The following is a 25,586-nucleotide window of genomic DNA, read 5'->3' on the forward strand; positions in this document are numbered from 1 at the left end:
ATAACAATGTTCATTGCTATTTGTGTTTTTATAATACTCTTGTTACAAGAGCAGATATGATGCAAACATTAACATAGCATTTCCTTATAAGAATGCTTCTAAGGTAGATTAAAAACCATCTGAAATTCAATTCATAAGATATTCATGGAATTTATAGTGAGAAACTCTATGAGAATGATAAAATCTAACCTCTTTTAAAAATGCTCATAAACTAAAAAATAGCTATAATACGCATCTAAAATGAGCTCCATCAATTTCAACATCTGCAATCTCTACTTTTTAGGAAAAGCAATAAAATCGGCAAAGCTTATTATCGTATATATTTTTTTACAGTTTTCCGTATTTCTGTAAAAGTAGTTCACGTACCTCATCTGCTATTTTTGTTCCACGACTTGCGCAACTTACCTTAATCAAGCGATGTAGACTTTCCGGCACATCAATTGTCAACCGCTTCATAGCTTCATCCATTGGCCCTTTCCGGCTTTCCACCCATGCATCCACAGGAACAGATTTACTGGTTGGCTTTTTTCCAATCTTAATTTTTTTATTCATTTTACCAACTCCTTGATTTCTGCTGCTACAGCTTCAATCTCTGTTGCTGCAGATCCTTGTTGATTAATTTCATAGACAGCTTTTCCCTGAGCTGACGCTTCTGCAAAAATCACCCGTTGCGCGACACTGGCAGAAAAAACATGCATCGGATATATGCCAAGCGCTTCCGCCACATCGCGTCCTATTGCTGTATTAACGATTTTACGATTAACAACAAAAGCAGATTTCAGATTTTCTTTATAGACGCGCGCTTCATCAATAAGCTTTACGATTCCATCTGCAGCCCAAATATCATATGGACTAGGCTGCACAGGAATAAGCACTAAATCCGAAGCCAAAAGTGCACTGCGTGTTAGATCTGTCACCCGCGGAGCGCCATCAATAATGACATAATCATAACCATGACCAATCTGTGTAATTTCTTTGTGAATCGTTGCACGTGGCAAACCAACTACAGGAAACAAAGGAGCATCTTCACGCGCCGCCGCCCAATCCAATGCACTACCTTGTGGATCGATATCAAGAAGCAAGACGCGCGCACCAGCGCGTGCGAAGCTTGCCGCAAGATTCACACTCAACGTTGTTTTTCCAACCCCTCCCTTTTGATTTAAGAGCCCAATGATCATTATATAACATCTTTCAGTATTATCGTAAAAACGATAATACTGAAAACTACAAAAGAGGCAAGTATCTAAGGGGCCCACACACACTTTTCCCACTTTATGAAGAAAGCACCAACAAAGGTCCTCCTCCATCTTCTATTTGCAGCAAAAAGTTGATTTATATAGAAAATACATTGTTTCACATATTGAATGAGAAACGCACCTCTTTTTCTTAAGAAGAACAACATTCTTCACTAGACTATAAAAAGAGCTAAAACCAATCCCACTCTTGTATCTTTTCTTCACGCTTTAATTGGAAAAAAATACAAACAAAAATCATAAAATTCAATCTTATAAAATCAATTTTCTTCATTTTAGCATTCTTATCTACAACACTGTGATCCGATAAAAAGAGCAGAGAAAAATCATGCAACACCTGCAGCAATATTCTTTTCATAAGATGATGATGATTCTACCCAACAGATACATGCAATCTCCTTTCCCTCTTTTTCTTTATTGCGGTTATTTGCTCGACAAAGAAAAGATTTTTGTTAAACTCTTCTTCACGAAAGACCTCCCTTCTATCATGTCTTTGGGTATCATATTTTGGGGAACAGAAAAAAATACCATAAAGATCTGCCGCATGAGGAAAACAGAAATGAACTTGCAAGAAATTGAACAAAATATTTTTATTAGCGGTCAAATCAGCGTTGAAAATATCAAAACATTAGCACAAGCAGGCTTTAAAACCATTATTTGTAACCGTCCAGATCAAGAAGAACTTCATCAACCTGACTTTTCTCTCATTCAAGAAACAGCACATCAATATGGTATAAAAGCCTATCACATTCCTATTTTTCCTCCTCGCATCGAACAATCAAATATTGAAGCAATGCAAACAATTTTAAAAACGGCCTCTCTCCCTCTTCTCGCCTATTGTGGACAGGGAACACGCTCAATGCATCTTTATCGTTTGGCGTGTTGTTAAATATATTTTATATCGTCACATTCTTTGTCTTAACCGATTGGCAAGAAAACAGCAGTAAAATTTTAAACTGCACAAATACTATCAACACCCTACAAGCTTTAAATAAAGACAAAGAAATGATGAAATCAGATCTCCAAATATTTGACTCCTCCTCCCAACAACGAAAAATGCATATAATCCATGATGTTTTAGAATATCTTTTTCTGATTATTGTGAATCTCAGTGCTCTTTGTGCTGCTCTTTTTGCTTTTTCGGATCAAATAAAGGCTTATTTTTAAAAGTAAGCAATTGATCCAACTGTGACAATGGCTGTGCTTTTGTCAAAATTTCTCTTGCAGTTTTTTCATCACGTTTCATTTGTGCAATCAAAGGCTCAAGGCCATCAAATTTTTCTTGTCCCCGTAGGAATTGCAAAAAGGAAACCGTACAGTTTTCTCCATAAAAATCATCATTAAAGTCAAACAAATAGGTTTCCAGAAGTGGTGCCCCATCTTTAACCACAGTTGGACGACATCCAAAACTTGCAACACCATCATATAAAACGCCGTTAGCGCGACGCAAGCGTACAGCATAAACTCCCTGTGCCAAACTAACTTGAGGAGGAAGCATTTGATTAGCGGTTGGAAATCCCAACAGACGACCAAGTTTTTCGCCTTCAATAATATTAGAGCATACCCGATAATGATAGCCCAATAAATGCGCTGCTTTTTGTACCTGCCCTTGTGAAAGAAGCTGACGAATAGTGCTTGAAGAAATGATCTGTTGCGAAGAATCTTGTGTGTTTAATATGCAAGGAATTTTTACGACCTCAAAGCCATACTCTTTTCCTCTTTGATAAAGAAAAGAGGCATTTCCACTTTTCTGATGACCAAATTGAAAATTTTCACCCGTTACAACAACCGAAACATCAAAGGCTTGTTTTAAAACCACTTTGATAAATTCTTCTGCTGAAAGAGTCGCAAAACGCATATCAAAGGGCTGTTCAACAACACCTTGAAATCCAAGTATTTTTAAAATTTCGGCTTTTTCACTAGCTTCTGTCAAACGATCAACGGGCGTTAAGTGTTGAAAAAAACTTCTCGGATGCGGTTCAAAAGTTAAAACAAGAGCAGGTTTTTTTTGAAGACGCGCTAAATCTAGTGCTTTTTGCAGTACCACCTGATGTCCACGATGAACACCATCAAAATTTCCAAGTGCTAAAACCGCTCCCTTCCAAGCCAAAGGAATCCCTTGGGTTCCCTGAAGACGTAAAAAATCAGACATTACTGAAGTGCCCACATAATTGCTTGTGGCTTATAGCCATAACGTTCAAGAAAAGAATGCAAAGCTTTTTTATCAACCTCACCATTTTTCATATAATCATAACGATGAATTCCCCCCATAACATAAAGAACATCAAGGCCAAAATGGACAGCACCTTTAATATCGGTCAAAAGGCCATCACCAATTGCTAGAATCTGATGTTTTTCCACTGTTCCACGAATTTTTTTTAAGTGTTCAAAAGCGCATTTGTAAATGGGGGCATGGGGCTTACCGGCAATACGCACCTCCCCTCCTAACTGTTGATAAAGACGCGCTAATGCACCAGCGCACCAAAATTCTTGATTTCCATAATGCACAATGACATCAGGGTTTGCACAAATAAAAGGCAATTTTCGCGCCCGCATACGGTGAAACATCTCTTCATAAGCAGCAGGTGTTTCCTCAAGATCTTCAAGAAAGCCACTACAAACCACAACCGAAGCTTCCCATTCTTCAACAATTTCACTCTCTAATCCTTCAAATAAAACCAAATCGCGTTGTGGGCCAATAAAAAAAACTTTACGTGGTGCAGCACAAATAAGATCACGTGTCACATCCCCTGAAGTGATAATGGCATCATAATAACCGCTATGCACATTCATGCTTTCTAACTGGACAATAACATCTTCTCGTGGTCGAGGAGAATTGGTCAAAAAAATAACGCTTTTTCCCATTTGTCGAATTTTGTACAACACATCCAATGCTGGTTGAAACGCCTGTACACCGTTGTGCACAACACCCCATACATCGCAAAAAACAGCATCATAATGCGCTATAATACTATCAATATGGGTTAATTCATTCATGAAGCACCTAGTCTTTCTTTTTTGCCATTTATTATACTGCCTTTTACTTTACCTGAAGTACATTCTTTTTCTCAACACTGGATTTTTGCCTCTTTTGCTTTACATTGCAAAAAAGGGGCATAAAAAATAAGGGACGTTAAGTGATGAAACGTTCTAAAATACTTCATATCAAAAGCTTATAATTCCACAAAGAATGAAAACGGCAACACTAAAAACAACTATATTGATACAGTCTCTCCCCCAAAAAACTCAAGTTTTTATTTAAAAACTAAACAAATAAAATATTTTCATGAAAAAACACCCATGAAAATGACAAAACCTCCTTTTTTGAAGATAAACAAAACATATAGGACATAAATGACACAATATTACTTATGCAATAATACATTGTTTGAACTCTAAAAAAAGAGCTTAGAGAATAGGCATGTTCTTTAAATATTGGCATATTTTACGGACTTTCCCTAAGAGTCATGTTTTACAAAGCTCTACAAACCCCAAAAAAGAAGCTTCTCTCTTCTTCCAAACCTGTAAACAATTCAAGCTTTTCTCGCTTACCTCCTCTTGTTACCCATTTCATAAAACACGTGCTCTTTTAGGAGCAGTGCTCTAAAACTGCAGAAACTCTTACTTTTTTAGGCGTATTCTTTAAAATTACGCGTTAAGAAAACTGTCTTAATTTTATTGCCAATCTCCTGAAATTCCTTTATTCGTTACTCTGTGGTTTTTGATCGTATACGCGAACGATCAATAGAGTGTTGGAAGCTCGATACCTCGATACATAAACATGAACCCCGCTTTGTGGGTGTCCCGGGATTCCGGGAGATTTTGCTATGTCCAAGTGCTTTTCAGCACTAAAAGCAAAATGCTGATTCGAGGTCAGTGCTTCCAACCTCCCGGAATACCAATGCGAGGGCGCTCGCAACCGGTGGGGGGAAAATGCAAGATAAAAATCCTCATGATATTTTGATTGGCAAAAAAATTCGTTTTAGACGAAAAATGTTGGGAATGTCTCAAAAATCCTTAGGGCATGCTTTAGGCGTAACCTTTCAACAAATTCAAAAATATGAAAAAGGTATAAATCGTGTAAGTGCGGGGCAATTAAAGACAATTGCCGATATTTTAAATGTCCCCATAACCTTTTTTTATGCCAATATCTCCACAAAACGACACACCCCTCCCCATTATGACGAAGTCATCTCCAGTAAAGAAGAGTATCTGCTTTTAAAAAGATTTCGTGTTCTCACCACAAGAAAACAAAATGCTCTTTTACAATTGCTCTCTGAGCAAAATGAAGCTTGTTAAATCACGCGTGCAAGAGGCTTTGTTTATGCGCAACACCGTTTTTAAGAGCAGTGCTTTTAAACTCTCATGCACAAGCCTTGCTCTTAAAAGAGCATCCCTCTCAAAATGCCATAGAAGATAAACTGCTATCTTCCCTAAAGGGGGGTAAGTTCTCATACACAAGCCGCATCCTTGAAAGAGCTCCCCCCCTCTTCTCACTTTTTAAAAGTCCGTTTTAAAAAGCTATCGTCATTTTTATTGTAAATTTCCAGAAATTCCTTTATGACTTGAAGGGTGTTTTGGTCGTATACGCGAACGACCAATAGGGATCTAAAACCCCGAAAACTCGATACATAAAAATTATCCCGCTTTGTGGGTGTCCCGGGATTCCGGGAGATTTTGCTATGTCCAAGTGCTTTTTAGCACTAAAAGCAAAATGCTGATTCGAGTTCAGTGTTTTAGACTCCCGGAATACCAATGCGAGGGCGCTCGCAACCGGTGGGGGGAAAATGCAAGATAAAAATCCTCATGATATGTTTGTTGATACATTCATTGGCAAAAAAATTCGCTTCAGACGAAACATGCTGAAAATGTCGCAAAAACAATTGGGACACTCTTTAGGGGTAAGCTTCCAACAAATTCAAAAATATGAAAAAGGCTTAAACCGTGTAAGTGCGGGACAGTTAAAGACAATTGCCGATATTTTAAATGTCCCCATAACCTTTTTTTATGCCGATATCTCCACAAAACAACACACCCCTCCCCATTATGACGAAGTCATCTCCAGTAAAGAAGAGTATCTGCTTTTAAAAAGATTTCGTGTTCTCACCATAAGAAAACAAAATGCTCTTTTACAATTGCTCTCTGAGCAAAATGAAGCTTGTTAAATCACGCGTGCAAGAGGCTTTGTTTATGCGCAACACCGTTTTTAAGAGCAGTGCTTTTAAACTCTCATGCACAAGCCTTGCTCTTAAAAGAGCATCCCTCTCAAAATGCCATAGAAGATAAACTGCTATCTTCCCTAAAGGGGGGTAAGTTCTCATACACAAGCCGCATCCTTGAAAGAGCTCCCCCCCTCTTCTCACTTTTTAAAAGTCCGTTTTAAAAAGCTATCGTCATTTTTATTGTAAATTTCCAGAAATTCCTTTATGACTTGAAGGGTGTTTTGGTCGTATACGCGAACGACCAATAGGGATCTAAAACCCCGAAAACTCGATACATAAAAATTATCCCGCTTTGTGGGTGTCCCGGGATTCCGGGAGATTTTGCTATGTCCAAGTGCTTTTTAGCACTAAAAGCAAAATGCTGATTCGAGTTCAGTGTTTTAGACTCCCGGAATACCAATGCGAGGGCGCTCGCAACCGGTGGGGGGAAAATGCAAGATAAAAATCCTCATGATATGTTTGTTGATACATTCATTGGCAAAAAAATTCGCTTCAGACGAAACATGCTGAAAATGTCGCAAAAACAATTGGGACACTCTTTAGGGGTAAGCTTCCAACAAATTCAAAAATATGAAAAAGGCTTAAACCGTGTAAGTGCGGGGCAGTTAAAGACAATTGCCGATATTTTAAATGTCCCCATAACCTTTTTTTATGCCGATATCTCCACAAAACAACACACCCCTCCCCATTATGACGAAGTCATCTCCAGTAAAGAAGAATATCTCCTGTTAAAAAGTTTTAGAGTCCTGACATCAGGAAAACAAAAAGCAATTTTAAAATTGATTTCTGATCAGAATTAAAACTCTTTCATAATATCCTATGCTACAGTTTCTACGCATAAGCATACACGGAAAACCTCTCAAAACACACCATAAACGATGGCACTCTTATTTTGTCTTAAATTTTTGCCTTATCCGCAAATGCGCCTCTTAATCTTATGTAAATTTGTAAAGAATAATCGCGCTTCTTGCCTAGAAGATTCCAACTGCTGATTTCATAAAGAATAAAAATCTTTTAGGGCAACAATGACCGTTTTTTTAAAACACATAGATACCTTAATAAACGAGAAAAACTGTTTTGAGAGTATATATTTTTAAGAGGGATGTAGAATTTATCCAACACGAAAAAAAATGACAACTCTTCTTAAGAGCGCTTTCAATTTGCCCTCTTATTCATTTTATGAGATTTTCACGATAAACATCAACGCCCGAAAGCAACAGCCAGATCACTCATGCGCAAAAGGATTATAAGAGCCATTATTGCGCCGCCACTGCAAAGGTTCCGTAAAATCACTTGACCAAAGACCAATCTTTTTGTTGCGTGCTGTTTCTTCAGCAAGGCGATACTGTACGGGAATGGGATCTTTATTGTCTTTTGCAAGCAACAACATCCCCTCTGCAAGACCTGCTTCAGCTAAATCAACGCCTTGCACAAAACATTGCGCATAATAAATACCATCACGCATAACAGCCTGCTTACAGGATAAATTCTGACCAAGTGTTTTAGTGACAAGCCAAGCCATTGTAACCACACCACAAGGCCATTCTTGATTATTTAATTTGGCTTTTTGGCGCGGTGCACATGTATCCACCCCATAAAGATGAAGAGCACGGGTATGATGTTTACGCCAAGATTGTGCAACAGGCGTGAACAATTTGAATGTAACGCCACTGGTAACAGATGCCATACCATGAAAAACAGCAACAGAATTAAAGGAAGAATTCTTCTGAAATGAGGAAACCGATTCAGCTTTTGCAACATGTCTACCATTTGCCAATGGCCCCTGTGTGAAAGCGACTTCAGAATTTTTTCCTTGCGTATACAGATGCACAATATCTTGCATATCTTGCAGCTTAAAGGGTTGTAGAACACTCCAATCCACGTCATCGCTATATTGGTGAATACCCCATAAAAGAGAGCCCATTATATAAAGAATAACGATGAGTTTAAATCGTATACGCTCAACACATTTTATTAAAAAGTTCATTTTTCCTCTACCCTTTTATCGATTCAACACTCCCTCCTTGTCCATGAAAAAAAATTTAAGGTGAAAAAATTCTAGATTCTAAGGTCTGTTGTATATTAACGATATTTTACAAACTTCACAACTTAAAATTGCCATTTTTATGTAACACAATTTTAAAAAGAAAACCTTCTGTCTCTGAGAAAAAAAATTAAAAGGAAAAAAATCCATTTTTAAAATTTTGAGAGAAACGATGAGGGGGACAGTTTGGTTTGTAAGTCTCAAAGAACAAAACACTTCAGTTTTAAAGTCAAGAAGACACGCGAGTAAAATTCTTTTTCAAGAGAGGAAAAATGACAGACAACACGTCCAAGAATATCTTTTTTATCGTCATTATGCTGCTTTTTGCTGCGTTCATTATAGCACATCCTTCCTATGCTGCTTCTACGGGTGGAGGACTGGGAAATGTCGATAACGTATTACAAAACATTGTTGATATGATGACCGGAACAACAGCAAGGCTTATTGCGATTATCTGTGTTGCCGCCATCGGCATTGGCTGGATGTACGGCTTTATTGACCTGCGCAAAGCAGCTTATTGCTTGATTGGTCTTGGTATTGCTTTCGGAGCGCCTGCTTTAGTCGGTAAATTAGTGGGAACAGGAACAGCATAAATGAACGAAGATACTCTTTTTCTTGCCTGTACCAGACCCGCAATGTTTGCCGGTGTTACCATAGAAGCGATGGCGCTCAATGTTATGGCAACAACCACTCTTTTTATTCTTACAAGCGGTTTTACCATGATTGGTCTTGGGGTTGGGATGCACTTTATTTTACGTGAAATAACCAAACATGACCACAATCAATTTCGCGTTTTATTTGCCTGGCTCAATACCCGCGGAAAACAAAAAAATCTCAAAAGATGGGGAGGCGCATCTATATCCCCATTATACCTTATCCGTACTTATAAGGAACTCAAGTAGTGAAACAGATGTCAATTATGAAACGGGAATCTTTGCCGGAAGAATACATTCCCTATGTACGCTACGTTAACCGTCATGTCATTGCACTTAATTCGCGTTGTTTAATGACAGTGATGGCTGTCGAGGGTGTAAATTTTGACACTGCAGATATTGACCAATTAAATTCCTTACACAACCAATTAAACACCCTTCTGAAAAACATTGCAGATGAACGCGTTGCTTTATACTCTCACGTTATTAGACGGCGTGAAATGCTTTATCCAGAAGGGCGTTTTCTTTCTCCTTTTGCAGCAAAATTAGATGAAAAATACAAACAGAAAATGGTTTCCCAAGAACTCTATAGAAACGATTTGTTTGTTTCACTGCTGTGGAATCCAGCCTCAGATAAAACAGAACAACTTGCTTCTTTTTTTCAGCGTTTAACAAAAGCAAAGAAAACCCAATCGGAACCTGATCAGGATGCCATTCGCAAAATCGAAGAATTAAGCCAAGATTTGATAGAAGGGTTAGAAGCTTATAGCCCACGTCTCTTATCCATTTATGAACATGGGGGCATGTTATTTTCTGAACAAAGTGAGTTTTTGCATCAATTGGTAGGGGGAAGACGGGAACGTATTCCTCTGACATTTGGTACCATTGCTTCAACAATTTATTCCGATCGTGTTATTTTTGGAAAAGAAATTATTGAAATCCGCCATGAGAGCAAAGAACGTTTTGTTGGCATGTTTGGCTGGAAAGAATATCCTTCTAAAACCCGCCCCGGTATGACAGATGAGTTGTTGACAGCCTCTTTTGAATTCATCTTAACGCAATCCTTTGTCTTTAAAAGTAAAGCTGCCGCTGGTGCCATTATGGGGCGCAAACAAAATCAAATGATCAATACAGCCGACCGTGCGAGCTCGCAAATTGAAGCGCTTGATGAAGCCCTTGATGATTTAGAATCGAACCGTTTTGTTTTGGGGGAGCATCACCTCTCTTTGGCTGTTTTTGCCGATCAGCCCAAAGCATTAGCTGAAAATTTATCAAAAGCCCGTTCACAGTTAACCAATGGGGGCGCCGTTATTGCCAGAGAAGATTTGGGGTTAGAAGCAGCATGGTGGGCGCAATTGCCGGGAAACTTTAGCTATCGTGCACGCTCTGGAGCCATTACCAGCAGAAACTTTGCCGCTTTATCTCCTTTTCATTCTTTTCCTATTGGAAAATTAAATGACAATGTTTGGGGGGCTGCTGTTGCCTTGTTGAAAACCCAAGCGGGTTCACCTTATTATTTTAATTTTCATTATGGTGATCTTGGCAATACCTTTGTTTGTGGTCCATCGGGCTCTGGTAAGACGGTTATTATTAATTTTCTTCTTGCACAATTACAAAAACATAATCCGACCATGGTTTTTTTCGACAAAGATCAGGGTGCAGAGATTTTTGTACGTGCTGGAGGAGGAAAATATAAGCCTTTAAAAAACGGCGAACCTGCAGGTATTGCACCCCTAAAGGGCATGGAACTTACAGAAAAAAATAAGGTTTTCCTTCGTAATTGGGTCTTAAAGCTTGTAACCTCTGAAGGGCAAACAGTAACAGAAGAAGAGCGACAAGATATCGCCAAAGCAATCGATTCCTTGGGAAGCCTGCCCCGTGCACAGCGCTCTCTTGCTGCCCTTCAACTCTTTTTTGATAACACATCAAAAGAAGGTATTGCCATACGATTACAACGCTGGATAAGAGGCAATGATTTAGGTTGGGTTTTTGATAACGAAACGGATGATCTCAATTTAAATGCGCAATTTATCGGTTATGACATGACCGACTTCTTAGATAATGAAGAAATTCGTCGCCCCTTAATGATGTATCTCTTCCACCGTATTCTTGATCTTATTGATGGGCGGCGTATCATTATTATTGTTGATGAATTCTGGAAAGCTTTAGAAGATGATTCCTTTAAAGCTTTTGCACAAGATCGGTTAAAGACAATCCGTAAACAAAATGGCATGATGCTCTTTGCCACCCAAAGCCCGAAAGATGCTTTAAACTCTACTATTGCACATACGATTATCGAGCAATGTCCAACCCAAATATTTTTTCCCAATCAAAAAGCAAATTATAAAGATTATGTTGAAGATTTTAAGCTGACTGAGCGTGAATTTGAACTCATACAATCAGAGCTAAGCAGAGAATCGCATCGTTTCCTTATCAAACAGGGACAAAATTCTGTTGTTGCAGAACTTAACTTACGCGGAATGAACGATGAGATCGCCGTCTTAAGCGGCACAACTAAAAATATTGAACTCATGCATCAAATTATCAACGAATATGGAGCAGATCCTGATGAATGGTTGCCCATATTTCATCAAAGGAGAAAAAACCAATGAAACAATATAGTTTAGCCACCTTGTTATTTTTATCTTTTGTCTCTCCTACAATGGCGCAAATGACCGATGTGGAGGAGTATTATAAACAAGCATTACACAGCAAAATAACCCATGATGCTTTACAGTCAAACACCGCTGAAAGTATTTATGAAAGTGCCAAAGAAACAGAAAAAAAGATTGAAGCAATAAGAGCAAAACTTGAACAGCTTAAAACAACAGAAAACTTAAAACCAGAAGAACGGCAAGCACTGCAACAAGAGCTTCAAACACAACTTTCCCTTCTTCAAACCAATCTTCAAATAAGTTCTGTACAACTGCAATCTTTAGCGATGATGAGCGCAAAAACAAGCAAAACCAGAGAAGAGGTCCATGAAGAAGAAACGCAAGAAAAACGTCAACAACTTCAAGAAGCTCTGAAAGAAAAAGAAGAACAATTAAAAGCAATGGTTGAGAGAGCGAATGGCCGACTTTAAGTTTGCCCCGTTTGGGAGTATTTCTGAATATATTGTAGCCCCTCTAGACGATGTGATGAACACAACAGTGGGGGGGCTGTCCTCTGCGATTTCAGCACCACTTAATCTTGCTGCAATTATTTTTATTTTTTTATATGGCTATAATGTTATGACAGGTCGTGTCGCCCTTTCTACGCATAATCTTCTCAATAATGTGGTTAAAATTGTCGTTGTCACAACAATGGCAACGAATGCGAATACATTTAATATCTATATCAAAGAGGTTTTCTTTAATGATTTGGTAAATGCTATTGGAAATGCGCTCAACAGCAATCCTGCAAATTCCAATGTCTTCGATTATATTTTATTAAAGGCAAGTTACCGCTTTCAAGAAGTTTTATACCATGCTTGGTTTTTTGAAAAGGTCGTTGTTGCGATTCTTGGTGGTGTTATGATGATAACTGTTATTTTCTTTTGTATAGGCGGTTTCATTGTCCAAATATTTGCACAAGTTGCCCTCGTACTGATCATAGGTCTTGGTCCTCTTTTCATTAGTTTATATTTGTTCAATGCAACGCGAAAATATACCGAAGCATGGCTTTCAACTTTAATCAATTTTACCATTTTACAAGTTCTCGTGATCATGCTTGGAACGCTTATCTGTCAAATTATCCTGCAAGTTCTCAAAGTTTCTTATGACTCAATCTATATTCTTTTCCCACCTGTTATCGTCATTTCGGTCATAGGGGTTATTATCTTCCGTGCGCTTCCAGGCCTTGCCTCAGCACTTGCTGCTGGTGGACCATACTTTAGCGCCGGTATAGCTTCAGGAGAACAGCTTGCTTCAACACTTTATAACAGTGCTAAATCGGGTGGAAGAGCCGCACAAAATGCTGCTTTAAAGCTTACAGGTGCAGCCGCTGGAAGCGCCGCAAGAAGTGCTGCTAGCAGCACAGCTAGAGGTATTGCAGGAATTGCAAGATCTGGAGGTGGTCGTGGCCGTTTTTAATGCCAAACACCTCTTTAAAAGAAACAAGAACTTTGTTTTTGCATTGCGTGCGCTAAAGAGCGCACGCCCCATGTCTTTTTCACATGATCACCTTGATATCTTTGTTTTTATAAAACCAATCGAAATTTTGCATTCTATGCTTTTGTGAAACAGCTCAAAACAAGAACGCTTATGGCGTTGTATTCCAAGATATTTACGAGTTTTAAAAATGAAACAAAAAATACTTTTTGTTGTGCTCCTCACAGTCTTCTTGAATAGCTGTGCCATTCTTAGTGGCCCCCCAAAACCCCCACGATGTAATGGAAAACATACGCGTATTCTCAACCAAGATAAATGGAATGGGGACAGTAAAGACATAAATTTACCAGGGAAAGTTGTAAAACACGTTACGACACCTGTCATTCTTAATACCTTAGAAAGCGAAAAAGCAACAACGAATGTAACGCCAAAGAGCGCTTCACAACATCCCATAAACCATAAAATGTCCTTTGATAAAACTGTGGAGGTCCCAGGTGAAAAGTGATGCCCTTGAAGAATATATAAAAGAAGCACGTTCATTTGATATTGATCGCATGCATAGCATGCGGCAACGAATGAAAATTGCTATGGCTTTAACAGTACTTTTTGGCTTAATGACCATCGCCTTAGCCTTAGCTGTTGCAGCCTTAACGCCTTTAAAAACCGTAGAGCCTTTTGTTATTCGCGTTGATAATTCCACAGGCATTGTTGAGACTATTCAAGCCCTTAAAGAAACTCCCAGCAACTATGATGAAGCAATCACACGCTACTTTGCTAGCCAATATGTTCGTGCACGCGAAGGTTTTCAGTCTTCAGAAGCAAAACACAATTTCCGCTTAATTTCCCTTTTATCTTCAATAGAAGAACAAAATCGTTTTGCACAATGGTATTCAGGCAGCAATCCCGAAAGCCCCCAAAATATCTATCAACACGCAGTTGTAACCATCACAATCAAATCCATTTCTTTTTTAAGCAAAAATCTTATTCAAGTCCGTTACTATAAAAAGACCCGAGAATTGAACGAAAAAGAAACGATTTCCCATTGGGTTTCGATCTTACATTTTACCTATATTAATGCACGCATTTCAACATCTGATCGATTAATCAACCCACTTGGTTTTCAAGTGCTGGAATATAGATCTGATCCAGAGGTGATAAAATGAGTAGGTTTTTTAAAACACTTTTTTTTGCTTTCATGTTAGGCATAAATTGTCATATAGCCTTCTCGTTTGCAGAAACAGTCCCATTGAGTGCACACAAAGACAATCGGATCAGATTTGTCAATTATGACGCACACAATGTTATAAAAGTTATTGGCTCTATTCGCTCTTCAGTCCAACTCGAATTTGCTGAAGATGAAGAAGTCACTTATGTAGGAATTGGCAATTCCGTTGCATGGCAAGTTGCACCAGCTGGACACTTTCTTTTTCTCAAACCGCGGGAAGTTCAGCCCATTACCAATTTACAAGTTGTCACAAGCCGCCAAGATGGAACAAAACGCTCTTATCAATTTGAACTAGAAGTACGTGAAGGCGATGTTTCAGCAGGGAATGAAACCTATTTCCTTGTCAAATTTCGTTATCCAGAAGATGAAGCTTTACGTAAAAAGTTAGCCGCAGCAGCAAAAGCCGAACAGCGCGAAGCAAGCTTTATTGAAGATGTTTTAAATATCCATGAAGATTTTGGGCCACGCAATTGGGCCTATGTTGCACAAGGTTCTACACTTATTGAACCAAAGGCTGTCTATGACAATGGAAAAACAACAACCTTTACCTTTTTAGGCAATATAGAAATTCCTGCTATTTATCTTGTATCGCCAGATGGACAAGAATCTCTGGTTCCCAAAACAATTAAAGGCAACAAAGTCATTGTGCATGCCACATCTGCACAATTTACTTTGCGCCGTGGACATGAAGTGCTGTGCATCTTCAATAAAAGATTTGTGCCGGAAGGCATTAACCCAGAAACTGGTACAACATCACCATCTGTACAACGTAAAGTGAACATAGGAAACAACCATGAATGACGCAAGGGATGAAACAAATATCAATGATCGTGATACAATAAAAGATGCCCGCGGCAAACAGCAACAAAACAATGCAGGCAAAGCCGCTGCTCTTATTATTCTTTTTGGTGTCTGTCTTTATTTAGCCTATTCAACACTTTTCACAGAAACCGCTCCACCGGTTGAGCCTCTCAAAGAAGGGGTTATTAAACAAACAGAGCTTTTTCATCCTGTCAAACCCATTCCTACTCCCCTTGGGGCAACCACAGAAGAAAAAACAGAACCCAATAAAGCTCTGTTGCCCACGGTTGAATTACCAACACCTACAAAAAATAATCAATTACATTCTGATAATGAGCTGTTAGATGCCGCACAACGCGCCCCTGTATTAGCCTATGCAAATACACAAAGCAAAAGCAATACAGGAATAAATCATAATAATTTGAATGTACAGCCACAAAGCAAATCTGATGAAGCAACACAACGCTTCAATCATCTTCTCAAACCAACCATTCTTGAAGGGATTAATGCTTCAAATCTTGGGAATAGAAACTATATTATCTCGATGGGGACTTCCATTCCTTGCATCTTAGAAACTGCCATTAGCAGTGACCAACAAGGATTTACCAGTTGCATTGTCTCCAGAGATATCTTGTCAGACAATGGGCGTGTTGTCCTTCTTGATAAAGGCACACAAATTATTGGGGAATATCGTGGTGGCTTAAAAAGAGGTCAAACACATCTCTTCATGCTCTGGAATAGGGCAAAAACACCAAATGGTATTATTATCACCTTAGCTTCACCTGCAACGGATAATTTAGGACGTTCGGGTATGAGCGGTCACATTGACAATCATTGGTTTGAACGCATTGGATCTGCACTCCTTATTTCCATTATAAAAGATGCAACCCGTTATGCCAACAAGCGTTTAGGAACAGACAAAGACCCAGAAAAAAGTGAAACAGATACAATTTCTTCGGGACAAAATATTGCAAATCTTGCTGTCGAAAATTACGCCAACATTGCCCCAACATTGTACAAAAACCAAGGAGAAATGGTGAATGTCTTTGTTGCCCGTGATTTAAACTTTTCCAATGTTTATAAATTGAAACTTATTGAAAACAAAAAGCAAATTATCAACCGTACTCTTTCAAGAAACTTTTCTAAAAATTCTTCGGTAACTTTGAAATGAACCAAATTTTGCATAATTTAAATGACCAAACTGTTGCAATTGTTTTAACAAAACTTGCACCTCTCAGTCATTTTCTTCAAGATGAGAGTCTTTTTGAAATTGTCATTAATCGCCCCTATCAAATAATGACAGAAGGCGTTAAAGGATGGCAAACGATCAATGCACCAGCTCTTTCGTTTAATGAGCTGATGGGAATAGCGAAAGTTATTGCATCCTATTCACAACAAAATATTTCTGAAAAAAACCCCATATTATCTGCCACACTTCCAGGAAATGAACGTATTCAAATTGTTATTCCTCCAGCAGTGGAAAAAGATACAATTAGTATGACAATTCGTAAACCATCATCGCAGAGTTTTTCTCTTGAAGAGCTCGCAAATAACGGTCTTTTTTCGATGTGTGAGTTGGTATCATTCACCCCCCTGGAAAACTATAAAGTACGTTTTAACGAACTTAAAAACATTGAACATGACTTAGCAACTGCTTATTGTAATAAGGATTTTGTCTCCTTTTTTAATCAAGCTATAAAATATCAAAAAAATATTTTGATCGCAGGAAAAACCGGCTCTGGGAAAACAACATTGTCCAAAGCTTTCATTGCGAAAATCCCTCATGATGAACGTATTATCACCATTGAAGACACACAAGAATTGATTGTACCACAACCCAACCATGTCTCGATGATCTATTCAAAAGATGGCCATGGTTTAGCTACGGTTGGTCCCAAACAGCTTCTTGAATCTGCTTTACGCATGCGTCCTGACCGCATTCTTTTACAAGAGCTTCGCGATGGAACAGCTTTTTATTATATTCGTAATGTCAATTCAGGACATCCAGGTTCAATTACCACAGTCCATGCATCAACAGCCCTCTCTGCTTTTGAACAAATGACACTTTTGGTCAAAGAAAGTGAGGGGGGAGGAAGTTTAGAACGTGATGATATTCGAGGTCTCTTGATTTCCATGATTGATATCATTGTCCAATGCAAACGTGTGGAAGGAAAATTCAAAGTTACAGAAATTTATTATGATCCATTCAAACAACGCAACATCTTTGGAGGTGACTAAAAGAAAATAAAACGACCAACAAAAGTTTAAAAAACAACAGTTGGAAAAGGAAAAGAAGTGTGACAACAAAAACAACAGACAATCTTTCATCGATAACACCAGAAGAATTAAAAAAACGCCGTGAAGCTGTTGATGCAGCCATTAGCAGCCATGCACTTGAAGGTATAACGCTTCATCCCAAAACGCTCGAAATTTTAGAAGAATATGCAAGGGGGGAAATTTCCCTAGAGGAATTTAATACGCTTATGGACAACGCTATATTATAAGGAGAAAATGATGCAAGAACCACAAACAGCAGCCAATCCCTTTACGACAGTCCTCCAGTCCCATCCTCAAGGCTTCGTATCAAAAAAAATACATGGGCTAAAAGGTTTAAAAAACCTCTTTGAAAGACATTCCCATCAATCAGCCCAAGCAATGATCAATCTTCATCACGCTTCCCTCCCCCAACAGGTTGACTCCTCCTATCTCAAAAAACTTCATCAGGAAATGTTTCAAGGAATTTTTGAAGATGCAGGACACACGCGCGATGAACGCCCTTCCTCTCTTGTGGAAAGCACTGTTTCCCTCTCATCATCACAAACCGTAGGGTGGAAAAAGTCACACGAAAACAATAACGAGGTTAAAGAAGGTTTACAAAGCTTAGATCAACAACTTACCGAAAAAAACGATCTAAAAAACTTACAGCGTGAAGACTTTGTTGAAGAAATAACAAACGTCTTTAACACTCTTAATCGTCTTCATCCCTTCAGAAAAGGCAATCAAATAACACAACGCCTTTTTTGTGAAAAACTCGGGCAAGCAGCAGGACACCCATTCAGCTTTTCACTTGTAACAGAAGAACGCATGACACAAGCCTCTACAGCAGTGGGAAAAGATCAAAATTTACAACCCATGCTCCACTTGTTTGAGGATATTACACATCCCCAAAAAGCACAATATCTCAAAACATTCATGGACCAAATGAAAGAAAAGGGGCACGATGACATTCAAAAACATCCTGTAATGGTCGCAAAAGAAGGCACAAGCTATACCGGAACCTATCACGAGACCAATTCTGAAAGTTTTATGATCAATGTTCAAGAAGCTTATATCCTTGGAAACAAAGAGCATCTCACTCCCGAACAGCGAAAAACCGTAAAGACAGGAGACACCTTCACCTTTACCGCTCCTACACCTCAAGAGCTGAAAAGCACCCTCATCCCAAGCGAAAATTTAGCCCCTTTGACAAAAAATGCAATGGCTGAATTGATTGCAGAAGATGCCCGTATTCACACATGCAGCCAGCAAATTCAAAAATTATCAAAAACTGTTTTTGGCAATGAACAAGCATTGAATAGAAAAATGGTGGAGGTTATTCAAAATCCCTCTTTAGGATACCAGCTTGCCAACCAACTTGAAAAATCCCCTGGTTCTTTTTCTTCCCTTGCAGGTTTTGATCTCTGTGGCATAAAAAATGCAAAACGTACTGCAGCTGAAGAAAGTGCCTCTCTCCTTTTTGGCGCCATGATCAATTTAACGCATGCGGTCTATGAAACAAAAAAGGACATCATAAAAGAACATAAAGAAGAACAAGAACGCTGTTCTCAAGCAATCGCTACACCCAGTGAAGAGTTACAAACTCTACTTTCCTTACCAAAAACATCTCAAAGAGCTGCTTTAGAGGCATCCCCCACACTTCAAAAAGAGCTGAGCGGTTTTGTAAAACAACTCAATCAACGTCTTTCCTCAAATGAACATAAAGCGATTAGACATGGTGATCATACAACTCTTGCCAGCAGTCTTGGTGTATCAGAAAACAAAGCAAAGGATATTACAGACATCGTTCAGCGCGCCAAAGAAACACATCAAGAAGTACACACAAAAATACGTACCGTTCATCAAAACAAAACGCTTGCTCTAGCGAGCTGATAGATACGATTTTGCCTGCTTATTAAAGACCCGCATGGGGAGAAACTGTTTTGATAAAATCCTACCCGTGGAAAAAACATCAAGCACAATAACGCCCATGAAGAAAGGGGCATTTTACAACAGATTAAAAAAAACGAAAGTTAAGACCAAAATGAAATATACCAAAACGCAACTGGCTCTTATTTTAATGCCAATCGCCTTAGGTTTTTTAACAATCTTTCTTGTTCCTTATTTATTATTATTTGTAATAAATGAAATGAACAAAAAGCAAATTTATTGGGCTCTTCGATCACAGCCCCTTCTCATTATGGTACTGATTTCTCTTGTTTTTTTATTATATACCCTCTCACAAAAACTGCATCTACGTAAAGCGATTACCTTTGTTTCAATGATCTTTTTTGGAGGAACAGCTTTTTATCATATAAGCAAAGAGATCAAGCGTTTAAGCCCCTATGTTGGTCAACAAGGAATTACTTGGAACTATGCGCTACAATTTATGGATATCATGGTTATCTTTGGTATCATCATTGGTGTTTTTGTTCTCATCATACAAATTGTTGTGTCCTCTCCGCGCACAAGCAATTTCAAGCGTGCAAAAAAAGGAATTTTTGGCAATGCATCATGGATGAATTTAAAAGAGGCAGCAAAAATCTTTCCCTCCAATGGCCAAATTGTTGTGGGCGAAAGATACCGTGTTGATCAAGATACTGTACGCAATATGCCCTTTGCACCGGGCGATAAAACAACATGGGGTAAGGGTGGAAAAGCGCCTTTACTTGCCTTTAATCTTGATTTTGGCTCTACGCATATGATCTTTTTTGCCGGTTCTGGTGGCTATAAAACAACAAGTACAGTTGTACCAACCTGTTTAACTTATCCAGGATCGGTTGTTTGTCTTGATCCTTCAACAGAAGTTGCACCAATGGTCAAGTTCGCACGTCAAAGAATGGGACATCGAAATGTGATTGTTCTAGATCCCAATTCTTTGTTAACAAAAAATTTTAATGTTATCGATTGGCTTCTCGATGACAGCATACCACGCACACAACGTGAAGCCAATATTGTGGGTTTTTCCAAATTACTGTTAACAGATAAAAAATCAGACAACTCTTCAGCAGAATATTTTTCAACACAAGCACACAATCTTTTAACGGCTCTGCTTGCACATGTTATATTTTCTGATGAATATGAAGAGCATGAGCGCAATTTAAAAACATTGCGGAGCATTCTTTCTCAATCAGAAACAGCTGTTGTCAATCAATTGCGCACGATTCAAGAAACAAGCCCTTCTCCTTTTATTCGTGAAATGGTTGGTATTTTTACAGAAATGGCAGACCAAACTTTTTCAGGGGTTTATACTACAGCCTCAAAAGACACCCAGTGGCTTTCTTTATCCAATTATGCTGATCTTGTCTGTGGGAGTGATTTTTCCTCCTCAGATATTACAAATGGGAATACAGATGTTTTTCTGAATCTTCCAGCAAGTATTTTGAACAGTTATCCAGGAATTGGGCGTGTAATTATCGGCGCTTTTTTAAATGCGATGGTAACGGCTGATGGAAATTACAAAAAGCGTGTTTTATTTGTTTTAGATGAAGTTGATCTTCTTGGTTATATGAATATTCTAGAAGAAGCGCGTGACCGTGGCCGTAAATATGGTACATCACTCATGCTTTTTTATCAATCTTCTGGTCAGTTGGTCAATCACTTTGGAGAATCGGGCGCCCGATCATGGTTTGAAAGCTGCTCCTTTGTCAGTTATGCCGCCATTAAAGATCTACAAACAGCCAAAGACATTTCAGAACGATGTGGTCAAATGACCATTGAAGTCACTGGTACAAACAAAGCAGCGGGTTTATCTTTTAAAAAAGACTCTCACAACATCAATTATCAACAAAGAGCGCTCATTTTACCCCACGAAATCATTCAAGAAATGCGCCAAGACGAACAAATTATTCTTATGCAAGGGCGCCCCCCTTTACGATGTGGTCGATCGGTCTATTTTAGAAGAAAGGAAATGCTAGCTGCAGCACAAAAAAACCGCTTTGCCCCAAAATAGAATACGAAATAACAAAATATTCTCTCATGGAGAAAAATCCCTCCAACAACACAACATTTTCAACACAAGTCATGAAGGTAAAAAAATCTGTTCCTATTTTCTAAAAGTCCATAAAGCCAAAAGCCCATAAAGAAAGAATATGCGCATGATCCAACAAGAAAAACAAAGGAGAAAAAAATCTTCAACTTTCGCTTTTGGATCGATATTTATCGCAAGGACTCTTTTTGAAACCACGCAAAAAAACAAGCAATCAAGTACAATCACATTCTTCTTCCTTGACGCATTCACCTTTCACCAAAACCGAAAAGACAGGTTTCTTAAAAGCAACCTAGAAAGGCTTAAAGAATTATCATCTGTCAAAATAATAATCCTCCAAAAATACCTTCAAAAGCTTTTCCAAAAAACCAATAAAAAAGGACATCTCCACGATCCCTCTACGAGACCACGGTCTATTTCTCTCAAAAAAGAAATGGCCAAATATCGTAAAAGAAATTGTTCCAATCATCAAAACGATAAATTTGAGAGAAAACCACTTCCTGTAAAAATATGCGACATCTCAAAAAATGATGCGAAAAAAACATATATGACAGGAAAACATAGCGCACCAAGCCTTTTAAATACCTATCCCCCTACTGTATAAGGAGAAAAACGATGCTCGAAAACAATTATCTGTATAAAAATGGCAAAGCATTAAAAAACATATATGGCATAAAAGACCCCAAAACACTCTATGAGCGTTCTGCCCATGAAGCCTCAAAAGCAGCTGTCAATCTCCGCCATGAGCCACCACCACAAAAATTTGATGCCAACTATCTCAAACAAATTCACTGGAGCTTTTTTTATAAAACTTTTGAATGGGCTGGTAAAACGCGTGATCAGTCCTTTACATTTTTAGATGGCAGTACCGCCCGTATGCCAGCTATGCGCCCCAAAGGTTATGAGATTCCTTTTGCCATTGGCCAACAGATTCCCAAAAAGCTCAAACAATTAGAGCACTCACTAACCGCAAAGAACAATTTAAAAGACTTATCCCGTGCAGAATTTGCTGAACAAGCAGCTGAAGTGTTTCTAACGCTCGATAATATCCATGCCTTCAGAAAAGGCAATGGACGTACCAATAGAATGTTTTTAGAAAAGCTTGGACAAGCAGCAGGACATAGAATAGATTTTTCTGTTATAACAAAAGAGCGCATGGTACAATCCAGTGTTGAAGCAATGCAATATGGTAATTCACAACCGATGAAAGATCTTTTTGAGGATGCCACGCATCCACAAAAAATTCTTCTTTTAAAAGAATTCATCTCTCAAATGAAAGATGCTGGACTTGATAAGATCAATGAGCATGTTGTTGTTACAGCCAAAGAAGGTACAACCTATGATGGCATCTTCCTTGGCGCTTCAGCAGAAGGCTTTGTCATGCAAGTAAAAGATGGCTTTGTTGTAGGCTCCAAAGATGATCTCAAACCAGAACAAGTAAAAACATTACAAAACGGCGCTCACATTTGCTTTCAAAAATCCAATGTCCAGCCTATAACAGAAACACTGATCCCAGAAGAAACATTAGCGCCTCTCACCCATGAAGAACTGTTCGAAAGGGTTGCATCTAATCCCTTTGTTGAAGAATCACGAAAAAACGTTGAAGCTTGTGCAAAGATTGTCTACGGCAGTCGGAAAACATTAAGCGCAAAGCTAGACATCCTAACAGCAGATCCAAGCTTGGGCCAACAATTTGCTGATGAAATACACCAAAACCCTCATTCAGTTTCAAAGCTTGCGGGGGGAAAAATGTGGAATATGAAAACGCCCGATCGCAGACAAGCTGAAGCGCATGTTACACAGCTTTGTGAAGCACTCAAAAATTATGCAACCGCAGCACGACAAACAAGAGAAGACGTCCTCGATCATCACAAAAAAGAACAAAATCGTTTAAAGAATTCTGTAGAAAAACCGGATAAAGATTTGCAAACTCTTTTTTCCCTCTCAGCAGAACAACAAAGAGAAGCATTGTCTCAGTCTGTTCCTCTGCAACAAAAACTTCACCATTTCTCGCGCATGCTACACAATCGTTTATCATCAGACAATCGAACAGCCATAAAGGAAAATGATCACACAAGACTTGCTGCTATGCTGGGTATATCAGAAAGCAAAGCACGAGAAATTTCTCAAGTTCAAAAACAAACGAAAGAAGCACAAAGCCAAATACGCACTCTTAAAACCAGCCGTTCCTCATTACTCGCTCTAACAGGCTAAGTAAAAGTAAATGCCCATCACTACTCATCACGATTTTAGCCCACACAACAGGTGCTCATTTTCACTGTTAATCACCATTCTTGGTGCAAATCATGCTCTCTTGTATTGCATCAAGAATGATGTGCAATATATAGAACATTTTTTTAAAAAACAAGTAGCACAAATTTATCTAACATACTGAAAAATTTCATAAAAAAACTATATAAAAGTCATAAATTTCCATTACACTCACCTTGAATAGCGCGAAATCTTTGGAAGTCATTCAAGAAGTATCTTCCTTTGTAAAGATTAGGCAAAGCAAAGAGGTGGAGAGTGACCCCAAGGAGGTTTTCTAAAACAGTAAAAAGCTTGAAAGGAAACAGGCATGAAAAAAAGTCATTCATCCTCTGTGGAAGAACTCAGAAGACGCTTTGAACAAATGGGGGCAGAAGCGCCTTCCTCTGATCCTGTCTATGCAAAGATCCAGAAACCAAAAAAAGTGCACTCTCCCCAAAACTCGTCAGAGACTGGTTATGCATCCCCAAACCCACAAGGGGCGGCATCCCCCCCAATTCCACCAGAAACGGTCTATGCACCCCAAAATCCACCAGAAGGTGCCTATGACGCAGTTCGCAAAGGTCCGCGTGGTATGCAACACGCTACAAAACTCGTTCCCCCCTATGCAGTCGTTGATATACTAGATCCCAATGTACAGCAAGAAATTCAACGCCAAGAGGATTCTTTCTATGAACCTATAGAGCCAAGAGCAACAAAAGGACAATTTCAAGGTCGAGAAAATCCCCTCTATGAATCCGCAGAGCTAGGCGCAACAAGAGGACAATTTCAAGGTCGAGAAAATCCCCTCTATGAATCCGCAGAGCTAGGCGCAACGGGAAGACAATTTCAAGGTCGAGAAAATCCCCTCTATGAATCTGCAGAGATGAAGACAACAGGAAGACAGCATTCCCAACGTTCTGAACATCTCTATGAAGAAATTGATCTAAAAGTAACAGGAAGGCAACAACAATCTTCCGCTGACCCAATCTATTCAAAGCTGGGCATGGAAAAAACGGAAGGAAGCTCCCTTCAACACGCCATGACAGGTGGTGCTGAGAGTGCTCCTGGAAAACAAATGCCATCTCATATAAGAGAAGCACTTGCAAAGGACTTAGATGTTCAATATATGCAAGCAAAAGTCAAAGATTGGGCTTTTGTTGTTTATGGCAATGATCGTACTGTAAACAGAGTGTTGGAAAACATTATGGAAGATCCTCAGCATCCAGAAGATGTCTTAAAAAACCTTTTTTACCAACCTGAAGGTATTGGTAAGTTTGCAGGAAGCAAAGTCATGGGTATAAAGAGCACACAACGCAAAGCGGCAGAAGAAGGTTTTGGTCAGCTTTTTACAAAGCTTGAAGAATATGCAGAAACTGTCAAAAATCTTCATCAAAAGCTTACCAAAAGCCAAGAAAAGCAGCAAGATCTTGGCGAACCAAAAAGCCCCAAATTACAAACTGCTCATGAACATCACCATAGAAAAGAAAGAAATCACGAAAGCCCAGAACAAGAAAGGCAACAACGCAGTAGATCCCCTTCTCCAAAAGGAATGGCATTTGCTATGTGAGCATAAATAAAATAAAAATATATATGTTTTTATTTTATATCAGATTTTTTGGCGCAAATCGTTTTTTCGGTTGCGCCAAAATTCTACAGAAATCTATTCCTAAAAAACGCGCATGACGATACGATAAAGACGCTTGTTTTATGCATTTTTAAAACAGCGTAATCTTTGGATAATACTTTTATCATTTTATTTAACCAATTGATAAAATTTCACAAAAAAACTGTATAAAAGTCATA

At 38.7% G+C, this 25,586-nt stretch carries 25 protein-coding genes; 20 read left to right on the plus strand and 5 right to left on the minus strand.

Translation table 11 applies throughout. The features are described 5' to 3' along the window. Window positions 1-327 precede the first annotated feature (327 nt). Together K3248_RS01085 and parA are read right to left on the minus strand one after the other, a co-directional pair. On the minus strand, window positions 328-552 hold the full coding sequence (locus K3248_RS01085; protein ID WP_220716518.1) for a hypothetical protein: 225 nt from the start codon (window positions 550-552) through the stop codon (window positions 328-330). Further along, window positions 549-1,178 carry a ParA family partition ATPase gene (gene parA / locus K3248_RS01090; protein WP_220716519.1) on the minus strand — a complete coding sequence of 210 codons (630 nt, stop codon included), beginning with the start codon at window positions 1,176-1,178 and terminating at the stop codon, window positions 549-551. The genes K3248_RS01085 and parA overlap by 4 nt, the downstream gene beginning before the upstream one ends. A 634-nt stretch (window positions 1,179-1,812) precedes the next feature. On the opposite strand from parA, the gene K3248_RS01095 reads away from it, so the two are divergent. Next, window positions 1,813-2,142 (plus strand): protein tyrosine phosphatase family protein, encoded by a 330-nt coding sequence (locus K3248_RS01095; RefSeq protein ID WP_220716520.1) that lies wholly within the window; start codon window positions 1,813-1,815, stop codon window positions 2,140-2,142. 219 nt (window positions 2,143-2,361) lie between these two features. Here K3248_RS01095 and K3248_RS01100 read toward each other — a convergent pair whose 3' ends face one another. Further along, window positions 2,362-3,405 (minus strand): bifunctional riboflavin kinase/FAD synthetase, encoded by a 1,044-nt coding sequence (locus K3248_RS01100; protein WP_220716521.1) that lies wholly within the window; start codon window positions 3,403-3,405, stop codon window positions 2,362-2,364. Beyond that, entirely contained in the window at window positions 3,405-4,250 is an 846-nt protein-coding gene (locus tag K3248_RS01105; protein ID WP_220716522.1) for a TIGR01459 family HAD-type hydrolase, read from the minus strand. The genes K3248_RS01100 and K3248_RS01105 overlap by 1 nt, the downstream gene beginning before the upstream one ends. A 936-nt stretch (window positions 4,251-5,186) precedes the next feature. Here K3248_RS01105 and K3248_RS01110 point away from each other — a divergent pair. The 3 genes from K3248_RS01110 to K3248_RS01120 all read left to right on the plus strand — a co-directional run bounded on the left by K3248_RS01110 (window position 5,187) and on the right by K3248_RS01120 (window position 7,275). Further along, window positions 5,187-5,552, plus strand: a complete 366-nt coding sequence (locus tag K3248_RS01110; protein WP_220716523.1) for a helix-turn-helix domain-containing protein — start codon at window positions 5,187-5,189, stop codon at window positions 5,550-5,552. A gap of 488 nt (window positions 5,553-6,040) precedes the next feature. Beyond that, on the plus strand, window positions 6,041-6,418 hold the full coding sequence (locus K3248_RS01115) for a helix-turn-helix domain-containing protein (RefSeq protein WP_220716524.1): 378 nt from the start codon (window positions 6,041-6,043) through the stop codon (window positions 6,416-6,418). A gap of 488 nt (window positions 6,419-6,906) precedes the next feature. Continuing rightward, window positions 6,907-7,275 carry a helix-turn-helix domain-containing protein gene (locus tag K3248_RS01120; RefSeq protein WP_220716525.1) on the plus strand — a complete coding sequence of 123 codons (369 nt, stop codon included), beginning with the start codon at window positions 6,907-6,909 and terminating at the stop codon, window positions 7,273-7,275. Between the two features lie 425 nt (window positions 7,276-7,700). On the opposite strand, the gene K3248_RS01125 is transcribed toward K3248_RS01120, so the two are convergent. Continuing rightward, the gene (locus K3248_RS01125) at window positions 7,701-8,462 is read right to left on the minus strand and encodes a hypothetical protein (protein WP_220716526.1); all 762 of its coding nucleotides are present in this window, start codon (window positions 8,460-8,462) and stop codon (window positions 7,701-7,703) included. Between the two features lie 329 nt (window positions 8,463-8,791). On the opposite strand from K3248_RS01125, the gene K3248_RS01130 reads away from it, so the two are divergent. The 16 genes from K3248_RS01130 (at window position 8,792) to K3248_RS01205 (ending at window position 25,350) form a co-directional block, all read left to right on the plus strand. Continuing rightward, complete coding sequence (locus K3248_RS01130) at window positions 8,792-9,112, plus strand: TrbC/VirB2 family protein (RefSeq protein WP_220716527.1); 321 nt, start codon at window positions 8,792-8,794, stop codon at window positions 9,110-9,112. Beyond that, the gene (locus K3248_RS01135; RefSeq protein WP_220716528.1) at window positions 9,113-9,421 is read left to right on the plus strand and encodes a VirB3 family type IV secretion system protein; all 309 of its coding nucleotides are present in this window, start codon (window positions 9,113-9,115) and stop codon (window positions 9,419-9,421) included. Between the two features lie 8 nt (window positions 9,422-9,429). Then, the gene (locus tag K3248_RS01140) at window positions 9,430-11,784 is read left to right on the plus strand and encodes a VirB4 family type IV secretion/conjugal transfer ATPase (RefSeq protein ID WP_220716587.1); all 2,355 of its coding nucleotides are present in this window, start codon (window positions 9,430-9,432) and stop codon (window positions 11,782-11,784) included. Next, entirely contained in the window at window positions 11,781-12,257 is a 477-nt protein-coding gene (locus tag K3248_RS01145) for a type IV secretion system protein VirB5 (RefSeq protein ID WP_220716529.1), read from the plus strand. Before K3248_RS01140 ends, K3248_RS01145 begins: the two co-directional genes overlap by 4 nt. Then, window positions 12,244-13,245, plus strand: a complete 1,002-nt coding sequence (locus K3248_RS01150) for a TrbL/VirB6 family protein (protein WP_220716530.1) — start codon at window positions 12,244-12,246, stop codon at window positions 13,243-13,245. The genes K3248_RS01145 and K3248_RS01150 overlap by 14 nt, the downstream gene beginning before the upstream one ends. Before the next feature lie 208 nt (window positions 13,246-13,453). Beyond that, entirely contained in the window at window positions 13,454-13,768 is a 315-nt protein-coding gene (locus K3248_RS01155) for a type IV secretion system protein VirB7 (RefSeq protein WP_220716531.1), read from the plus strand. Further along, on the plus strand, window positions 13,758-14,426 hold the full coding sequence (locus K3248_RS01160; protein WP_220716532.1) for a VirB8 family type IV secretion system protein: 669 nt from the start codon (window positions 13,758-13,760) through the stop codon (window positions 14,424-14,426). The genes K3248_RS01155 and K3248_RS01160 overlap by 11 nt, the downstream gene beginning before the upstream one ends. Next, on the plus strand, window positions 14,423-15,289 hold the full coding sequence (gene virB9 / locus K3248_RS01165) for a P-type conjugative transfer protein VirB9 (RefSeq protein ID WP_220716533.1): 867 nt from the start codon (window positions 14,423-14,425) through the stop codon (window positions 15,287-15,289). The genes K3248_RS01160 and virB9 overlap by 4 nt, the downstream gene beginning before the upstream one ends. Continuing rightward, window positions 15,282-16,460 carry a type IV secretion system protein VirB10 gene (gene virB10, locus K3248_RS01170; protein ID WP_220716534.1) on the plus strand — a complete coding sequence of 393 codons (1,179 nt, stop codon included), beginning with the start codon at window positions 15,282-15,284 and terminating at the stop codon, window positions 16,458-16,460. Before virB9 ends, virB10 begins: the two co-directional genes overlap by 8 nt. Continuing rightward, complete coding sequence (gene virB11 / locus K3248_RS01175) at window positions 16,457-17,527, plus strand: P-type DNA transfer ATPase VirB11 (RefSeq protein ID WP_220716535.1); 1,071 nt, start codon at window positions 16,457-16,459, stop codon at window positions 17,525-17,527. Before virB10 ends, virB11 begins: the two co-directional genes overlap by 4 nt. Window positions 17,528-17,586: 59 nt before the next feature. Next, entirely contained in the window at window positions 17,587-17,793 is a 207-nt protein-coding gene (locus K3248_RS01180; protein ID WP_220716536.1) for an antitoxin VbhA family protein, read from the plus strand. 10 nt (window positions 17,794-17,803) lie between these two features. Next, the gene (locus K3248_RS01185; RefSeq protein WP_220716537.1) at window positions 17,804-19,438 is read left to right on the plus strand and encodes a BID domain-containing T4SS effector; all 1,635 of its coding nucleotides are present in this window, start codon (window positions 17,804-17,806) and stop codon (window positions 19,436-19,438) included. A 151-nt stretch (window positions 19,439-19,589) separates the two neighbouring features. After that, complete coding sequence (gene traG / locus K3248_RS01190) at window positions 19,590-21,497, plus strand: Ti-type conjugative transfer system protein TraG (protein ID WP_220716538.1); 1,908 nt, start codon at window positions 19,590-19,592, stop codon at window positions 21,495-21,497. 145 nt (window positions 21,498-21,642) lie between these two features. Further along, complete coding sequence (locus K3248_RS01195; RefSeq protein ID WP_220716539.1) at window positions 21,643-22,137, plus strand: hypothetical protein; 495 nt, start codon at window positions 21,643-21,645, stop codon at window positions 22,135-22,137. 11 nt (window positions 22,138-22,148) lie between these two features. Further along, window positions 22,149-23,747, plus strand: coding sequence for a BID domain-containing T4SS effector (locus K3248_RS01200; RefSeq protein WP_220716540.1), 1,599 nt, complete (start codon window positions 22,149-22,151; stop codon window positions 23,745-23,747). A gap of 364 nt (window positions 23,748-24,111) precedes the next feature. Further along, window positions 24,112-25,350, plus strand: a complete 1,239-nt coding sequence (locus K3248_RS01205; RefSeq protein ID WP_220716541.1) for a BID domain-containing T4SS effector — start codon at window positions 24,112-24,114, stop codon at window positions 25,348-25,350. The last annotated feature ends 236 nt before the right edge of the window (window positions 25,351-25,586 follow it).

Source organism: Bartonella raoultii, assembly GCF_019659805.1.
GTDB classification, from domain to species: domain Bacteria; phylum Pseudomonadota; class Alphaproteobacteria; order Rhizobiales; family Rhizobiaceae; genus Bartonella; species Bartonella raoultii.

What these genes read in the sequence shown, in the direction of transcription:
- K3248_RS01085 (WP_220716518.1), bottom strand. Translation starts at nt 552, where the DNA reads ATGAATAAAAAAATTAAGATTGGAAAAAAGCCAACCAGTAAATCTGTT.
- parA (WP_220716519.1), bottom strand. Translation starts at nt 1,178, where the DNA reads ATGATCATTGGGCTCTTAAATCAAAAGGGAGGGGTTGGAAAAACAACG.
- K3248_RS01095 (WP_220716520.1), top strand. Translation starts at nt 1,813, where the DNA reads ATGAACTTGCAAGAAATTGAACAAAATATTTTTATTAGCGGTCAAATC.
- K3248_RS01100 (WP_220716521.1), bottom strand. Translation starts at nt 3,405, where the DNA reads ATGTCTGATTTTTTACGTCTTCAGGGAACCCAAGGGATTCCTTTGGCT.
- K3248_RS01105 (WP_220716522.1), bottom strand. Translation starts at nt 4,250, where the DNA reads ATGAATGAATTAACCCATATTGATAGTATTATAGCGCATTATGATGCT.
- K3248_RS01110 (WP_220716523.1), top strand. Translation starts at nt 5,187, where the DNA reads ATGCAAGATAAAAATCCTCATGATATTTTGATTGGCAAAAAAATTCGT.
- K3248_RS01115 (WP_220716524.1), top strand. Translation starts at nt 6,041, where the DNA reads ATGCAAGATAAAAATCCTCATGATATGTTTGTTGATACATTCATTGGC.
- K3248_RS01120 (WP_220716525.1), top strand. Translation starts at nt 6,907, where the DNA reads ATGCAAGATAAAAATCCTCATGATATGTTTGTTGATACATTCATTGGC.
- K3248_RS01125 (WP_220716526.1), bottom strand. Translation starts at nt 8,462, where the DNA reads ATGAACTTTTTAATAAAATGTGTTGAGCGTATACGATTTAAACTCATC.
- K3248_RS01130 (WP_220716527.1), top strand. Translation starts at nt 8,792, where the DNA reads ATGACAGACAACACGTCCAAGAATATCTTTTTTATCGTCATTATGCTG.
- K3248_RS01135 (WP_220716528.1), top strand. Translation starts at nt 9,113, where the DNA reads ATGAACGAAGATACTCTTTTTCTTGCCTGTACCAGACCCGCAATGTTT.
- K3248_RS01140 (WP_220716587.1), top strand. Translation starts at nt 9,430, where the DNA reads ATGTCAATTATGAAACGGGAATCTTTGCCGGAAGAATACATTCCCTAT.
- K3248_RS01145 (WP_220716529.1), top strand. Translation starts at nt 11,781, where the DNA reads ATGAAACAATATAGTTTAGCCACCTTGTTATTTTTATCTTTTGTCTCT.
- K3248_RS01150 (WP_220716530.1), top strand. Translation starts at nt 12,244, where the DNA reads ATGGCCGACTTTAAGTTTGCCCCGTTTGGGAGTATTTCTGAATATATT.
- K3248_RS01155 (WP_220716531.1), top strand. Translation starts at nt 13,454, where the DNA reads ATGAAACAAAAAATACTTTTTGTTGTGCTCCTCACAGTCTTCTTGAAT.
- virB9 (WP_220716533.1), top strand. Translation starts at nt 14,423, where the DNA reads ATGAGTAGGTTTTTTAAAACACTTTTTTTTGCTTTCATGTTAGGCATA.
- virB10 (WP_220716534.1), top strand. Translation starts at nt 15,282, where the DNA reads ATGAATGACGCAAGGGATGAAACAAATATCAATGATCGTGATACAATA.
- virB11 (WP_220716535.1), top strand. Translation starts at nt 16,457, where the DNA reads ATGAACCAAATTTTGCATAATTTAAATGACCAAACTGTTGCAATTGTT.
- K3248_RS01185 (WP_220716537.1), top strand. Translation starts at nt 17,804, where the DNA reads ATGCAAGAACCACAAACAGCAGCCAATCCCTTTACGACAGTCCTCCAG.
- traG (WP_220716538.1), top strand. Translation starts at nt 19,590, where the DNA reads ATGAAATATACCAAAACGCAACTGGCTCTTATTTTAATGCCAATCGCC.
- K3248_RS01195 (WP_220716539.1), top strand. Translation starts at nt 21,643, where the DNA reads ATGATCCAACAAGAAAAACAAAGGAGAAAAAAATCTTCAACTTTCGCT.
- K3248_RS01200 (WP_220716540.1), top strand. Translation starts at nt 22,149, where the DNA reads ATGCTCGAAAACAATTATCTGTATAAAAATGGCAAAGCATTAAAAAAC.
- K3248_RS01205 (WP_220716541.1), top strand. Translation starts at nt 24,112, where the DNA reads ATGAAAAAAAGTCATTCATCCTCTGTGGAAGAACTCAGAAGACGCTTT.